Origin of the sequence: Bowdeniella massiliensis (assembly GCF_023634005.1) — a bacterium.
GTDB classification, from domain to species: domain Bacteria; phylum Actinomycetota; class Actinomycetes; order Actinomycetales; family Actinomycetaceae; genus Bowdeniella; species Bowdeniella massiliensis.
Window position 1 is genome coordinate 50,325 of sequence record NZ_JALIQR010000006.1, and the last position, 13,757, is coordinate 64,081.

14 protein-coding genes are annotated in these 13,757 nt (G+C 67.0%); 7 read left to right on the forward strand and 7 right to left on the reverse strand.

The window, feature by feature from the left end; all coding sequences use genetic code 11:
* Nucleotides 1–356: 356 nt before the first annotated feature.
* Entirely contained in the window at nucleotides 357–1,409 is a 1,053-nt protein-coding gene (tdh, locus tag MUN85_RS05325) for an L-threonine 3-dehydrogenase (RefSeq protein WP_250505728.1), read from the forward strand.
* A gap of 11 nt (nucleotides 1,410–1,420) precedes the next feature.
* Nucleotides 1,421–2,602, forward strand: a complete 1,182-nt coding sequence (locus MUN85_RS05330; RefSeq protein WP_250505729.1) for a glycine C-acetyltransferase — start codon at nucleotides 1,421–1,423, stop codon at nucleotides 2,600–2,602.
* Here MUN85_RS05330 and MUN85_RS05335 read toward each other — a convergent pair.
* Complete coding sequence (locus MUN85_RS05335; protein ID WP_250505730.1) at nucleotides 2,580–2,765, reverse strand: hypothetical protein; 186 nt, start codon at nucleotides 2,763–2,765, stop codon at nucleotides 2,580–2,582. The genes MUN85_RS05330 and MUN85_RS05335 overlap by 23 nt on opposite strands.
* Between MUN85_RS05335 and MUN85_RS05340 the strand changes: the two genes are divergently transcribed.
* The 3 genes from MUN85_RS05340 (at nucleotide 2,757) to MUN85_RS05350 (ending at nucleotide 3,456) form a co-directional block, all read left to right on the forward strand.
* Nucleotides 2,757–2,945, forward strand: a complete 189-nt coding sequence (locus MUN85_RS05340; protein ID WP_250505731.1) for a hypothetical protein — start codon at nucleotides 2,757–2,759, stop codon at nucleotides 2,943–2,945. The two genes, MUN85_RS05335 and MUN85_RS05340, sit on opposite strands and share 9 nt — an antisense overlap.
* Nucleotides 2,927–3,070 carry a hypothetical protein gene (locus MUN85_RS05345; RefSeq protein WP_250505732.1) on the forward strand — a complete coding sequence of 48 codons (144 nt, stop codon included), beginning with the start codon at nucleotides 2,927–2,929 and terminating at the stop codon, nucleotides 3,068–3,070. Before MUN85_RS05340 ends, MUN85_RS05345 begins: the two co-directional genes overlap by 19 nt.
* 224 nt (nucleotides 3,071–3,294) lie before the next feature.
* Nucleotides 3,295–3,456, forward strand: a complete 162-nt coding sequence (locus MUN85_RS05350) for a hypothetical protein (RefSeq protein WP_250505733.1) — start codon at nucleotides 3,295–3,297, stop codon at nucleotides 3,454–3,456.
* Here the strand turns inward: MUN85_RS05350 and MUN85_RS05355 are convergent.
* The 4 genes from MUN85_RS05355 to MUN85_RS05370 all read right to left on the reverse strand — a co-directional run bounded on the left by MUN85_RS05355 (nucleotide 3,453) and on the right by MUN85_RS05370 (nucleotide 8,871).
* A complete protein-coding gene (locus tag MUN85_RS05355; protein WP_250505734.1) occupies nucleotides 3,453–4,616 on the reverse strand; it encodes a thermonuclease family protein in 1,164 nt (387 codons plus the stop codon). The genes MUN85_RS05350 and MUN85_RS05355 overlap by 4 nt on opposite strands.
* A 138-nt stretch (nucleotides 4,617–4,754) precedes the next feature.
* On the reverse strand, nucleotides 4,755–5,993 hold the full coding sequence (locus MUN85_RS05360) for an HNH endonuclease signature motif containing protein (RefSeq protein ID WP_250505735.1): 1,239 nt from the start codon (nucleotides 5,991–5,993) through the stop codon (nucleotides 4,755–4,757).
* Nucleotides 5,994–6,124: 131 nt separating this feature from the next.
* Nucleotides 6,125–7,690, reverse strand: coding sequence for a catalase (locus MUN85_RS05365; RefSeq protein WP_284500949.1), 1,566 nt, complete (start codon nucleotides 7,688–7,690; stop codon nucleotides 6,125–6,127).
* An 80-nt stretch (nucleotides 7,691–7,770) separates the two neighbouring features.
* Nucleotides 7,771–8,871 carry a thermonuclease family protein gene (locus MUN85_RS05370; RefSeq protein ID WP_250505736.1) on the reverse strand — a complete coding sequence of 367 codons (1,101 nt, stop codon included), beginning with the start codon at nucleotides 8,869–8,871 and terminating at the stop codon, nucleotides 7,771–7,773.
* 247 nt (nucleotides 8,872–9,118) lie between these two features.
* Here MUN85_RS05370 and MUN85_RS05375 point away from each other — a divergent pair, with 247 nt between their 5' ends.
* Nucleotides 9,119–9,829: a YqeB family protein gene (locus MUN85_RS05375; protein ID WP_250505737.1), complete on the forward strand. Its 711-nt coding sequence runs from the start codon at nucleotides 9,119–9,121 to the stop codon at nucleotides 9,827–9,829.
* 1 nt (nucleotide 9,830) lies between these two features.
* On the opposite strand, the gene MUN85_RS05380 is transcribed toward MUN85_RS05375, so the two are convergent.
* Both MUN85_RS05380 and MUN85_RS05385 read right to left on the reverse strand, forming a co-directional pair.
* Nucleotides 9,831–11,393: an aspartate:alanine exchanger family transporter gene (locus MUN85_RS05380; protein WP_250505738.1), complete on the reverse strand. Its 1,563-nt coding sequence runs from the start codon at nucleotides 11,391–11,393 to the stop codon at nucleotides 9,831–9,833.
* Nucleotides 11,393–13,180: an ABC transporter ATP-binding protein gene (locus tag MUN85_RS05385; protein WP_250505739.1), complete on the reverse strand. Its 1,788-nt coding sequence runs from the start codon at nucleotides 13,178–13,180 to the stop codon at nucleotides 11,393–11,395. Before MUN85_RS05385 ends, MUN85_RS05380 begins: the two co-directional genes overlap by 1 nt.
* Before the next feature lie 77 nt (nucleotides 13,181–13,257).
* On the opposite strand from MUN85_RS05385, the gene MUN85_RS05390 reads away from it, so the two are divergent.
* Nucleotides 13,258–13,722 carry a (deoxy)nucleoside triphosphate pyrophosphohydrolase gene (locus tag MUN85_RS05390; protein ID WP_250505740.1) on the forward strand — a complete coding sequence of 155 codons (465 nt, stop codon included), beginning with the start codon at nucleotides 13,258–13,260 and terminating at the stop codon, nucleotides 13,720–13,722.
* Nucleotides 13,723–13,757 lie beyond the last annotated feature (35 nt).

The following is a 13,757-nucleotide window of genomic DNA, read 5'->3' on the forward strand; positions in this document are numbered from 1 at the left end:
CGACGGAGCCGATGGGTGTGCCACCGCCCCAGGCGCTACGTGCTGTGGGCGGGCTTGCCGCCGTAGCACCGTCACGATGGCTACCGCGACCAGCCCTATGATCGTGAGCGTTTCCATGACTGCCTCCAAGAATCCGAGAAGCCTCTTCCCGCCAGCATCGAAGCCCGCGGCAAGACGATCACCGAGCGGTTCTACATTGAGGCCGACACGAGGAGCTCGAGGCGTCCCTCGACTTCATGGAGACGCACTGCCCGGTGATGGACACGCTCGTCAACGCGCCAACCTTTGTCCGGGAGTTACATCGCTAAGATAGTGACCGGCGAGCCGACACGCGGCCCGCGCACGTAAGGAGCATCATGCGCGCACTGGTCAAAGCGGAGGCAGCCCCCGGGCTCGTCCTCAGGGACATCCCGGAGCCGAATCCGGGCCCGGGCGAAGTCAAGATTCGAGTGCTACGCGCAGGGCTGTGCGGCACCGATCTGCACATTTATAACTGGGACGACTGGGCCGCCTCGATGCTCAAGCCGCCGCTGACGATCGGCCACGAGTTCTACGGCGAGATCGTCGAGATCGGTCCGGACGTCGCCGAGGGCGATGATGGTTTGAAGGTCGGCATGGGCGTGTCCGTGGAGGGGCACGTCGTGTGCGGGCGGTGCCGCAACTGCCGCGCGGGGCGTCGTCACATGTGCATCCGCACCAACTCGATCGGCGTCAACCGCGATGGCGCGTTCGCCGATTACGTCGTCGTTCCGGCAACCAACGTGTGGGTGCAGCCGCCCGCGATCGATCCGGAGCTTGGGGCGATCTTCGACCCGCTCGGCAACGCGTTCCACACGGCGCTGCAAACGCCCATGATCGGCGAGGACATCCTCATCACTGGCGCGGGCCCGATCGGCTGCATGGCCGCCGCGATCGCCAAGCATGCCGGGGCGCGTAACGTCGTCGTCACCGACGTCGCCGAATTCCGCCTCGACCTCGCCCGCAAGGCCGGCGCCACCGTCGCCGTCAACGTCGCCGAACGCAGCGTGCGCGACGTCCAAAACGAGCTCGGCATGCGCGAGGGCTTCGACGTCGCGATGGAGATGAGCGGCGTGCCCTCGGCGATGGCCGACATCCTCGATAACTGCACGCACGGCGCCCGGATCGCGATGCTCGGCCTGCCGAAGGACCCCTTCCCTATCGACTGGGGCAAGGTCATCACGCACATGTTCACGATCAAGGGCGTCTACGGGCGCGACATGTTCGACACCTGGTACCACATGACGTTTTGCATGGAGTCCTCCGAGTCCTTCCGCGAGGCGATCCGCGGCGTCATCACGCACCGCTTCGCCGCCGAGGACTTCGAGGAGGCCTTCGCCGCCGCGGCCACAGGCACGTGCGGCAAGGTCATTATGGACTGGTCGAAATAGCTAGGAGAATCATGACTTTTCTTTCCGACGTCGAGGCTGAGCTTGCCGAGATCGAGGCCGCGGGGCTGACCAAGCGCGAGCGGCAGCTCACGAGCGCGCAGTCCGCTTACATCGCGACGACGAGCGGCAATGCGCTGAACTTCTGCGCGAACAACTACCTGGGGCTCGCCGACGAGGAATCGATCGTCGCCGCCGCCAAGGACGCGCTCGAGCAGTGGGGCTTTGGCATGGCCTCGGTGCGTTTCATCTGCGGCACCCAGACGCAGCATCGCGAGCTGGAGGAATCGATCGCCGAGTTCGTCGGCACCGAGGACGCCATCTTGTTCTCCTCCTGCTTCGACGCCAACGGCGGCCTGTTCGAGGTGTTCTTCGGGCCCGAGGACGCGATCGTCTCCGATGCGCTGAACCACGCCTCTCTCATCGACGGCATCCGGCTGACAAAGGCCAAGCGCCTGCGCTACGCGAACGCCGACATGAGCGAGCTGCGCGCCCGCCTGCAGGAGGCCAAGGACGCCGGCGCCCGCCGCATCGGCATCGTCACCGACGGCGTCTTCTCGATGGATGGCTATTACGCGCCGCTCGATGAGATCTGCGACCTGGCCGACGAGTTCGGCGCGCTCGTCATCGTCGACGACTCCCACGCCACGGGCTTCGTGGGTGAGCATGGGCGCGGCACGCACGAGCTGCTCGGTGTCATGGATCGCGTCGACATCATCACCGGCACGCTCGGTAAGGCGCTCGGCGGCGCCTCGGGTGGCTTCGTCGCGGGCCCACGCCCCGTCGTCGAGCTGCTGCGCCAGCGCGCCCGGCCCTACCTGTTTTCCAATGCCGTGGCGCCAAGCGTCGTCGCCGGATCACTGCGGGCCCTGCAGCTCGCGCGTGCGGCCGACGACGCGCGCGCCCAGCTGAAGCGCAACACCGAGCTCTTCCACTCCCTCATGACGGAGGCCGGCTTCGAGATTCTGCCGGGATCGCACCCGATCACGGCCGTCATGTTCCCAGGGGAGGACGGCGCCCGGCGTGCCACCGAGATCGCCGACGCCATGCTCGAGCGCGGCGTGTACGTCATCGCTTTCTCCTTCCCCGTCGTGCCGAGGGGCCAGGCGCGCATCCGCGTCCAGCTCTCCGCGGGCCACAGCGAGGCCGACGTGCGCGCCTGCGTGCAGGCGTTCATCGAGGCTCGCGGATGGTGACGGGCGCGCGTGGCAACGTCGGCGCGGCCGTCGCCACATCCTTGCGCGCCGCCGGCGCCGAGGTGCGGGAGGCCTCGCGCCGCTCGGGGTTCGATTTCGCGACGCCAAGCACGTCGTCTTTCTCTCGCTGCAGGGCGCGGAAAAGAACCGCGTCGTGCCGCATGCGGCGATCGAGTCCTACCTGGAATCCTCCGGCATAAGCTACACGCTCGTGCCCGCATCCTTTTTCAATCTCTCGACGACGCACCTCGCCGATATCCGCGATCGCGACGAGATCATGGTGCCCGCGGGCGGCGGCGCTACTGCTGGCATGCTCGGCGCAGCATGCCGCTGCCGATGGTGACGGCGGCCATCTACACGACGGCGCGCCTGGGGCTGGCGGCCGGCCTCACCGACGACGTGCGGCGCGTCCTTGGGCGCGATCCGATCTCGTTTGCCGAATTCGCGCATCGGGAGTCGTGGGCATGATCCGGGCGTCGCCGTCGCCACGAGCCGGCTCTACCGCACCACCTCGTGCACCTGGATCACCCACGACGCCCACGCGCCCGGCCATACGGCGATGCCGGAGCCGCGCATCCTCATCGCGGGCGACATGCTGAGCGACGCCGCTGCCCTTCGCGCCCGACGACGTCGACGCGTACCTGGCGGGGCTGGACACGCTCGAGCCGTACGTCGAGCAGACGGCGCTCATCGTGCCGGGCCATGGCAGCGTCGGCTCGGATGCGCGCGAGCGCCTCGCGGCTGATCGGCGCTATTTCGCGGCCGTGCTCGCTGGTAAGGAGCCGGACGATCCGCGCCTAGCGGATCCCGAGCAGCGGGTAGCGCTCGCCCGCCTGCAGCGCATCGTGTCCTAGCCGCGCTTGGAGCACACGCACCACGTCTTGCCGCCGGGCTTGTAGCACCGCGGGCCGTTGTAGCCCGGGGGCGCCACGCCGTGCGGGTAGCAGCCGCCCGTCACCTTCGGGGGCGTCTTTTTGGGAGCAGGCTTCGGCGCCGGAGCCTTCTTCGGCGCGGGCGCCTTCTTCGGCGCGGGCGCTTTCTTCGGCGCCGGCTTCGGAGCCTTTTTCGCTTCGGCCTTTCGCTTCTCCTCGGCCCGACGGTTGTCCTCCGCCCGCTTCGCTTCTTCGGCCTTGCGCGCTTCTTCAGCCTTGCGCGCTTCCTCGGCCTTGCGTTCTGCCTCAGCGCGCTCCGCTGCCTCCCGAGCCTGCTCTGCCCGCATCGCTTCTTCCTTGGCGGCGTCAAGGGCCTGATCGAAGCGCTGCGCGTCGCGCTGCGCCGGCTCCAGGACCTCACTGCGCGCCTTGCGCACCAGGCTCGCGTGGTAGGTGCGTCCCCACTCGTTAGCGAACAACGCATTGCGGTGCGACGTCGCACCATCGAGCGCCTCATAGGCCGCGAGGATGGCCGCGAGCGCCGCCGCGTTGTGGCCGCTCGTCGTCACATCCTGTTCCAGCTCGCCGCTGAGCTGCGATGCGATCGGCTGCTGGGACATCACCGCCGTCGCGAGGGCTGCGATTGTGCAGTCGCGCGCCGGGTCGAACACACCGCGCTGCTGCGCCTGAGCTTCGTCGGCGGCCGCCTTGACGTCGGCATAGAACTTGCGATTTTGGCCGAAAACGACGGGAATGCCGAAGCCCTCGCGCGCGACTTCGGCGTTGATGAGCTGGTCCCCGACGAACACTCCCGCGAGCCGGCGCCCGAACCGATCATCGCGCTCGACGTCGTATTCGAGTCGCAGCGCCGTGCCAGCCGGGAGCTTCTTGCGCAAGAACTCGGTTGCCTCCGGACCCATGCACTGCACCTCCTTGTCGGGGTGCTTGGTCTCCGGACTGTCGACGTTCAGCAGCCGCACGGTATACGTGCTGAAGCCTTCCTTCACGACGATCGTGTCGCCGTCGACGACGTGTTTGACGGCGGGCTGGGCGTTCGCCGCTTGGACGGCGATGAGGCCACCACTGGTGGCGACCCCGACGGCGACGAGGCCGGCGAGGATTTTGGTGCGGGCGAGGGCCATGTATCACTCCTGGTGTTGTCACCGTCATTTTGGCACCGTTTTTTCGGCGGTTTCGCCAATCGAGATGAGGCGGGGAGCACAAAAAATGCCCGGCATGATGCCGGGCAGGCGAGACGCCCCGCCATCGGGGGCGGGGTGTTACGCCGATGCTTTCGGTGGTGGGATCTTGGGCCGGAAGCGTTCGTGGAACCGGGGGCGTCGCTGCGGGTCGATCCGGGAGGGCGGAATGGCGGCGGGAATGCCGTCGATGAGCTTGATGCACCACCCGGTGTCGTCGTCGAATGTGTTTTCAAACTCGGGGTGGTGCCGCGTGCACAGCAGGCACATGTTCTCGGCCGTCGTCGGTCCCCCATCGGACCACTTCACGATGTGGTGGCCATCGCACAGCTCCGCCCGGACGTGACACCACGGGACGACGCAGCCGCCGTCGCGCGCTGTGAGGCGATGCCGCAGGCTCGGGCCCATAAGCCGCGCCGTCGGGTCCTCGGCGACTGCGGAGCTAGCCGATGCTGGGCTAGGCGGCACCGGCGCGGGGCTGGCCGATGGGTCCATGGGCGCGGAGTTGGCTGGCTCGGGGTTGGGCAGCGCGGAGTTCGATCGTGCGGGACTGGCTGGCGCGGCGCTGGCGAGGGAGACAAGGGCGTCGAGGGTGCGGGTCGCCTCCCCCGCTACCGGTTGGCGGCGAGCGCGTGCCTTGCGCAGCAACCGGTTGGATTCGCGGTCGAGCCAGCGCATGACAGCTGCGGCGTGGCGGCCGGGCAGGTGCCCCCTAATGTCGTATCCGTTGACGTTGTCGCCGATGAAGACGAGGAAGCGCTTGGCTTCGGAGGCCTTGCGGATGGCGTCATCCTGCTCGGCGCGGGTGCGCGCCCCCTGCAGGTCGATCTCGTCCTTGAAGGCGCGGCAGCGGCGTTTGAACGCCGCGGGCATGGAGAACTCCGCGTCGTTGAGGAGTACGCGCGTGGCCTCGGCGGTAGCGTCGTCGGTGAGGAAGGGCCGCAGTTCCTCGAGCGTTTGACAGATGGTTGCGGCGTTGGGCTCGGAGATGCGGCCGGTGGCCTGCGCGGTGAGGACCTCGGGGTGGTTGGCGTGCCGGCGCGATTTTTTGACGATCGAATCCGCGAGCTTCGTGGGCAGCTTGCGCACCTCGGAGATGATGGCCGACGTCGTACGGCCGCGTTGGCCGCGCCGCGAGCGATCGACCTGCGCGATGAGGCGAGTAACGGTCACGGACAGGTGCGCGGTGACGGCCTCGAGGGTTTTGAGGGCTTCGACCGCTTCGTCGCGGTTCTTGGCGATGACCCCGTGCTGGGAGGCGCGGGCATGCAGGGAGCGGAGAACGTCGAGCTCGGCTTCGGTGAGTGCGCCGTGTGACATGTGTGCCTCCTTCCTGCTGGGTGGTCCCAGTCAACCCCGGTCTGGGGCGGCGCGCTAGGGGGTAGGCAAACCTGTGGATAACACGAAACCGTGGCCAGCCGGAATCTCCGACTGGCCACGGTTAGTGGGGATTAATCGTCGCTAGCGTGCGTCTTTTCGCCCGCGACCTCGCCCTGATCGGCGTGGGCCTGGGCATCATCCGGGGCGCCACCGGGCAGCGGATCGGCGTCGCCGCCGGACTCGTGGAACTCGCGGATGCGTCGACCGATGTCGCCATCGATCTGCGTCCAGTACCAGTAGACGCGCTCGCGGACTTCGTCGGTGAGGTCACCGATGATGCCGCCGACGGTCTCGACGAGGCGAGCACGCTGCTCGTCGTCCATGACCTCGCGAACGAGGATGCCGGGCTGGGTGAAGTCGTCGTCATCCTCGCGCAGCGTGTAGGCCTGGCGAACGAATTCGCCGTCGGCCTCCCACCCGTTGTCAACGACGCCTTCGAAGTCCGCGTAGCTGTGGCCCTTGGAGTTCGGGACGTAGGTGGCGCGGTCATCGCTCTGGTCGAAGTTCATGTTGCCGTCGAAGGCGTAGACGTTGACCTCGGTCTTCGGCCGGTTGACGGGCAGCTGGTGGAAGTTCGTGCCGATGCGGGCGCGGTGGGCGTCCGGGTAGGCGAAGACGCGGCCAAGCAGCATCTTGTCGGGCGAGAATCCGATGCCGGGAACGAGGTTGGACGGCGAGAAGGCCGCCTGCTCGATCTGGGCGAAGTGGTTCCTCGGGTTCTCGTTCAGTTCGAACTCGCCGACCTCGATCAGCGGGTAGTCCGCGTGCGGCCAGGTCTTCGTGAGGTCGAAGGGGTTGATGCGGTAGGTCTTGGCCTCCTCATAGGGCATGACCTGGACCGAGAGCTTCCAGCGGGGGAAGTCGCCGCGCTCAATGGCTTCGAACAGATCGCGACGGTGGAAGTCGGCGTCTTCACCGGCGATGCGGGTGGCTTCGGCGGATTCGACATTCTCGACGCCCTGCTGGGTGTGGAAGTGGTACTTGACCCAGAAGCGCTCTCCGGCCTCGTTGATCCACATGTAGGTGTGGGAGGAGTAGCCGTTCATGTTGCGCCACGTCTTGGGCAGGCCGCGGTCGCCCATGAGGTAGGTGACCTGGTGCGCCGATTCGGGGTTGAGCGTCCAGAAATCCCACTGCATGTCCTGATCGCGCAGGCCGGAGGCCGGCAGGCGCTTTTGGGAACGAATGAAATGCGGGAACTTCATGGGGTCGCGAACGAAGAAGATCGGCGTGTTGTTGCCGACCATGTCGTAGTTGCCCTCGTCGGTGTAGAACTTCAGAGCAAAGCCGCGCACGTCTCGCCAGGTGTCGGGCGAACCGAGCTCGCCTGCGACCGTCGAGAAGCGGGCAAGCATTTTGCACGAGGCGCCCGGCTGAAACAGGCTCGCCTTCGTGTATTGCGAAACATCGCTCGTCGTCCGCCAGGTACCGAACGCGCCGGAACCCTTGGCGTGGGGCTTGCGTTCTGGAGTGTTTTCGCGGTTGAAGTGGGCGAGCGTGTCAACGAGATGGAAATCGTGCAGCAGGATCGGGCCATCGGGCGAAACCGTCAGGGAGTTACGGTCCGAGTCTGCGGGGGCTCCATTGAAGTTTGTGGAACCGTCGGGCCGGATGGAGGCATCGGGCATATCAGACATAGCGTGTCCTTCCGTCATGGCAGCAACATCACCGCCGTTACGTCTACCGTAACCGCCTTGTCAGGAATCTTCTTGAGATGTCACCCTCGGTCTCGGTGGCCGGGCGGAATGCCCCGTCCGTGGCCCTTTCCGGGCTTTACGACCTCATCCGGGTCCTCCGGCGCCGGGACGAGGGGCTTCACGACCTCGTCGCTGCCGTCCTCTGGCTCGGGAGCCAGCTCTGGGGATGGGGTCGGCGTCGGGGTTGGCTTAGGTGGCGCGGTTGGCTTAGGTGGCGGGGTCGGCTTCGGAGCAGGCTCGGTTTCACTCGGCTCCGGGCTCGGTTTGGGAGCGAGGGTCGGTTTGGGTGTCACCGGGCGCGGTTTTTCGATGGGCGGTTGCTTCGCCGGGGGATCCGTGACGAGATCCGGTTCAACCTCGACATCCGGAACGGTAGCTGCCGCTTCCGCCAGCCGCTTCTTGGCGGGCGCGACATAGGAGTTCCAGTATTCGCGTTTGAGTTCGTCGACGTAGCGCTCCGACCACGTCGAGCGCAGCACCATGTTGCGATTGCCCTTGGCTGCGCCGATGTTCTCCCAGGTATGAATGAGGCTCCGCACGTCGGCTGTCATCGCGAGCACATCATCGCGCTGGTAGGCGCCCGGCGGCTGCCCGGTGAGACGGGCCGGGAGTTTGGCGCTTCGAACCTCGGCCGCCAGTGTGCACGTGACGCTCGGGTCAAATAGTCCGAGCTTGGCGGCCCGCGCATGGATGGCGCCCGATTCGATCGCGGAATAGAACCGGTCGGGCGAATCTAGCGCGATCGGCACGGCAAACCCGGCCCGAGCAAGCTCGGCGTTAATGAGGACCCCATTGCGGTAGACGCCGGCAATGCTGCGGCCGTGGCTATCGCGGGCGGCGGCGTCGATCATAATGGGAGTTCCCGCGGGCAGGAGTTCGCGCAGGAAGCTCACCGCTTCCTTGCCAAGGCACTGGGGAACCGTCGACTCCGAGCCAGAATCCGGGGTGTCGAGGTTCGCGAGTCGAACCTCGTATTCGCGAAAACCCTGCGCGACGACGATGGTATCCGCGTCGATGACTTCAGCGACGACGGGCTGAGCCGTCAGCTGAAAAATCCCGGCCCCAATGGCCAGGACACCGGCGGCGACGAATGCCGCGCAACGGAAACCAACGGACTCCATGAACCTCGAACTTATCTAGCGCAGTAACACCCCCGCGCTCTTATCATAAACGCGCGCGGAAGCGAAACCCAGAACCGTGACAGTTTCGAGACCTGAATAGGGGCTTCCCCTGACTTCCGACTGATGCTGCTTGCGCTCGTCTACGACCGGAGAAGGACTGCTGTTACCCGCACTTTCATGCGCCCGTCCGATCCGGTTTGGGTGCGTTCTTGCCACGATAAAGATGTCAGGAACATCAGGAGGGGAAATGTCTCGCACCGTTCGCTCATCACTCTTACATCGCGTCGCGACGACGCTGATTGGCCCGGTCATCGGCGCGCTGCTCGGTTTCGTCACCGGCCTGCTGTTCGAGCTGGCTGTGTCCACGCCGTGGCTGTCGTTCAACGGCCTGTTCGGTTTCGGTGAGTACGTCGGGGAGCCCATCATGCTCGCCATCGCGACGCTCGCCGGTGCGCTCGGCGGCACGGTCTTCTCCGTCACGATGCTCTCCGAGGCGCTGCGCATGACGATTTCGCCCAAGGAGATCGAGATCGCGTGGGATGACGCCCGCGTGCAGGTACCGGCCGAGCTCGTGCGCTCCATCGTCGTCGACCGTGACTTCGTCATCCTGGGCGATCACGATATTGAGCTGGCGCGCGTGCGCAACGACGTCGATTCCGCCCACCTCGTCGATGCGCTGCTGGACTGCGGCTACACCTCGATCATCAACGGTGACCCCTTCGACTATGAGTTCCGCAGCGAGGAGGACTGCACGCTGTGCAACGACGTGAAGAAGCTGCTCTCGGCGCGGGCGCACGCGATCCGCGCGGGCGCGCACGGCGATGCGGAGCTGCTGCGCCGCCGTCTAGCCAGCCGCGGGGTCATGGTGCGCGATCTGCACCGTCGCGGACTGCGTCCCGTCGGACAGCAGTGGCGGGCCGTTGATGCCGACTTTCGGGAGCTCGCCGTCGTTGCGTAACCTAGCTCGCGACGATGACCGTCACGAGCACTATCTTTACTAGGATCCCCACCGCGAACAGTGCCGCGTACCCGGCTTCGATGCGATCGTCATCGCGCCGGGACGCGGCATACGCATATATGGCGGGCTGCCCCACGATGCCCGCGACGGCCCCGGCGGTGCGCGCGGCCGATAGGCCAAGCAGGCGCCCGGCGGCGACGGTGGCGAGCGTCGTGATGGTGACGACGACGATGGCGACGGCGCCCGCGGCAGCGCCCTGGGCGGTGAAGGCGAAGGACGCGAAGTTCGGCCCCGCGCTGAGGCCGACGGCCGCGAGGAAGATCAGCAGGCCCAGCTGACGCAGCGTCAGGTTCGAGGCGAGCGGGAGCTGCCAGACGATCGGGCCGGTGCGCCCGATATAGCCGAGGAGCATGCCGACCACGAGGGGGCCGGCGGCGGTGCCGAGGGAGAACGTCGTACCGCCGAGCGAGACCGTGACGAGGCCAAGGACGAGGCCGAGCGCCATGCCGACGCCCACCGATAGGGCCGAAAACGAGGAGATCGAACGCTCGGAATCGCCGAAGAACTGGGCGACGTCGTCGAAGGATTCGCGCGGCACGACGACGAGCACGCGATCCGAGAGCTCGAGCACGAGATCGTCGGCGGCCAGCATCTCCTGATCGCCGCGTTTGACCCGAGTCATGACGCCGCCGAATCGGCCGGGCAGGTTGAGTTCCGCGACGGTTTTGCCGGCGAGCGTCGAATTGGATAGGACGAAGTGCTTGAAATCGACCTGGCCGCGATCGTGGGTGAGGTGCTCGGGCAGGCGGGAACCGACGGCGGCGATCGCTTTTTCGACGATGTCACGCGGGCCGACAAAGAGCACCTCATCGCCCGTACGCAATTCCTCGCCGGGCGTGACGACGCGGGTGTGGCCCTCGCGGCGCAGGTAGCTCATGCGCAGGTGCTGCTCGGCGTAGCCGGGCACGCGGCGCACGGCCATCGGGTGGTCAACGCGCACCGAGACGGCCTCGATATCGCCGCTGGCTAGCGGCGCGGAGTCGCGCTTGCCGGGCCAGGAGCGGGTGACGACGGCGGCGACGACGATCATCGCGACGATGACGCCGACGGGGTATCCGATGGCGTAGCCGACCGACGGCTCGTTCGATCCAGCGGCGGTGTTGGCGGCGGCGAGCGCCGGCGTCGTCGTGAGGGCACCGGCGTAGACGCCCGCGCCGATCGGGGTGGAAACGCCGAGCAGCTTTGCCGCCGCGAGCGCGCCGGCGGCCGCGAGCGCGAGGATGAGGGCCGCGACGCCGATGAGGGGCGCGGTGCGTTTCAGATCGGCAAAGAACGGCTGGCCGGCGGCCAGGCCCACGAGGTAGACGAACAGGGCGAGGCCCAGGCTCTGGACGAGGGCGAGCTCGGTGCCGATTTCCGGCACGGCGGCGCCGATGGCCAGGCCGACGAACAGCGCGCCGGCGGCCCCGAGCTTCAGCGGCCCAAGCGGGATCTGCCCGAGCAGCGAACCGAGGGCAACGACGAGGAAGATGGCAAGGAGTGGGGAGGCGGCAAGGAGGTCCATTAGTGCTCGATTCCGTAGCCGCGCAGACGCTTTTTCGCGGCGGTTGTGCCTTCATTCTGCAGCGCGAGGAGCTCGGCGTAAATACCGCCCGAGACGGCGAGATCGGCAGGCGCGCCCATCTCGTCGATGCGCCCGTCGCGCAGGGTGATGATGCGATCAACGCTCGAGATCGTGGAGAGCCGGTGGGCGATGATAAGCGAGGTCCGATCCGCCATGAGCGCGGCGAGCCCGGATTGCACGAGGCGTTCGCTGCGCGTGTCCAGGGCGCTCGTGGCTTCGTCGAGCACGAGGATCGCGGGGTCCTTCACGATGGCGCGCGCCACCGAGATGCGCTGCTTCTGGCCGCCCGAGAGCTTCAGGCCGCGTTCGCCGATGAGCGAATCGTAGCCGCGCGCGAATTTGGTGATGAAGCCATCGGCGTTGGCGCGGGCCGCGGCGGCTTCGATGACGGCGCGGGGCGCATCCGGGTCCGCGTAGCCGATGTTCTCGGCGATGGTGCCCGAAAACAGATTCGGCTCCTGGAAGACGACGCCGATCGCGGCGCGCAGCTGGCTGGTGGACAGGTCGCGCACGTCGTGGCCCATGACGCGGATCGTGCCGGAGCGCACCTCGTATAGGCCCAGCAGAAGGTTGATGAGCGTCGTCTTGCCGCCGCCGGATTCGCCGACGAACGCGACCTTCTCGCCGGGTTCGATCGCAAAGGAGACGCCCGCGAGCACGTCGGCGTCATCGTCGTAGCCGAAACTCACGTCGTCGAATTCGACGGCGGGAACATCGCTGCGCAACTCCACCGTGCCGCGCACGGGTAGGGGCGTTTCACGTTCGATGACGCGGAAGTAGTCCTCCGAGCCGGCGATGGCGTGCTGGGCGCTGTCGACGATGTAGGACATTGAGGTGACGGGCGCGCGCGCCATGGTGACGAGTTGGATGAGCAGGACCATGTCGCCGACGCTGAAACGGCCTTGCACGGTGTAGACGAAAATGATGGCGTAGATGCCGAAAAAGATCGCGGCCATGACGCCGCGGCGCAGCGCGTCCATGGCGTGCCAGTGCCGGGACTGATCGCGGGTGAGGCCGATCGTCTTCGCGAAGCGCTCGGCAAAGACCCGCAGCTCGCGGCGTTCCTGCACGAAGGATTTGACGACCTTGATCTGGGCGATGACCTCGGTGAAACGCCCGCCGGCGGCGTCGATCTCGTGGTTCTTCTTGCCCTCGATGACCTGCCAGCGTCGGGAGGTCAGCGCCGTGAGCCACAGGTAGATCGGGAAGACGATGGCGAGCAGCAGCGCGAGCGGCCAGGCATACAGCGCGGCGATCGCGAGGATCGCCACCGTCTGGATGAGCATCGTGAAAAAGGAGTTGGAAAACGCCTTCGCAAAGCCCGTGACCTCGGTGATGGAGCGATTCAGGCGCGAGACGATGCGGCCCGTCAGCTCGTTGTCGAAGTAGCGCTGCGGCAGTGCCAACAGCTTCGTGAAGTAGCGGTTGGACAGGATCTCGCGCATGCGTGCGCTCATGACGTCACCCGCGTAGCCGCCGGCCGAGGAGATGAGGGTTGCGGCGAGTTCGACCGCGAGGAAGGCGGCAGCAAGCCACAGCACGGTGGTGACCGCGTCGCCGGCGGCGATGGCGCCCGTCGTCGCGTCGACGACGGTATCGGTGGCGCGGCCGATGATGAAGGGCGTGGCGAGGGCCAGGACGGCGGTCGCGACGGCGGCGAGCACGATCGCAAGATAGTAGGGTGCGAGCTCGCGCGTGAACGCAAGGATTTTGGCGAGGGGGCGCATATCTCTATTCAACGCCGTTCGGCGCGCACCTCATCCCGGGTGCGGCTAGAGATTGGTCACGCCCTAGACTTGCTGGCATGGTTCTCGTCGCTGCCGCCGCGCTGCTGCGCGGCTCCCAGCTGTTGTGTGCTCAGCGCTCCGCCCCGCCGGAGCTGGCCGGGCTGTGGGAGTTTCCGGGCGGGAAGGTCGAAGACGGCGAGGAGCCGCGCTCGGCCGCGCACCGGGAACTCGCCGAAGAGCTCGGGATCGAGGTCGAGCTCGGGGAGCTCGTCGTCGGGCCGAATGCGGACGGTTCCTGGCCGGTGCTCGGCGATGCGCGGATGCTCGTGTGGCGCGGCGAGGTCGTCGGCGGTAGCCCGGCCGCACTGCAGGATCACGCGGACGTGCGCTGGGTGGAGCTAGCGGAGGCTCACACGCTCGCGTGGATCGAGGTCGATCGGCCGATCCTAGCGGCGCTCATCGCGCTCGCGGGTGACGAGTCTGCGCTTCAGCGTCAAGACCCGCAGCAGTTGGATCAAGGACCGCGACGACCAGCGCCGTGATCGCCAACACGTAAAGCGTCGTGAGCATCTCCTAT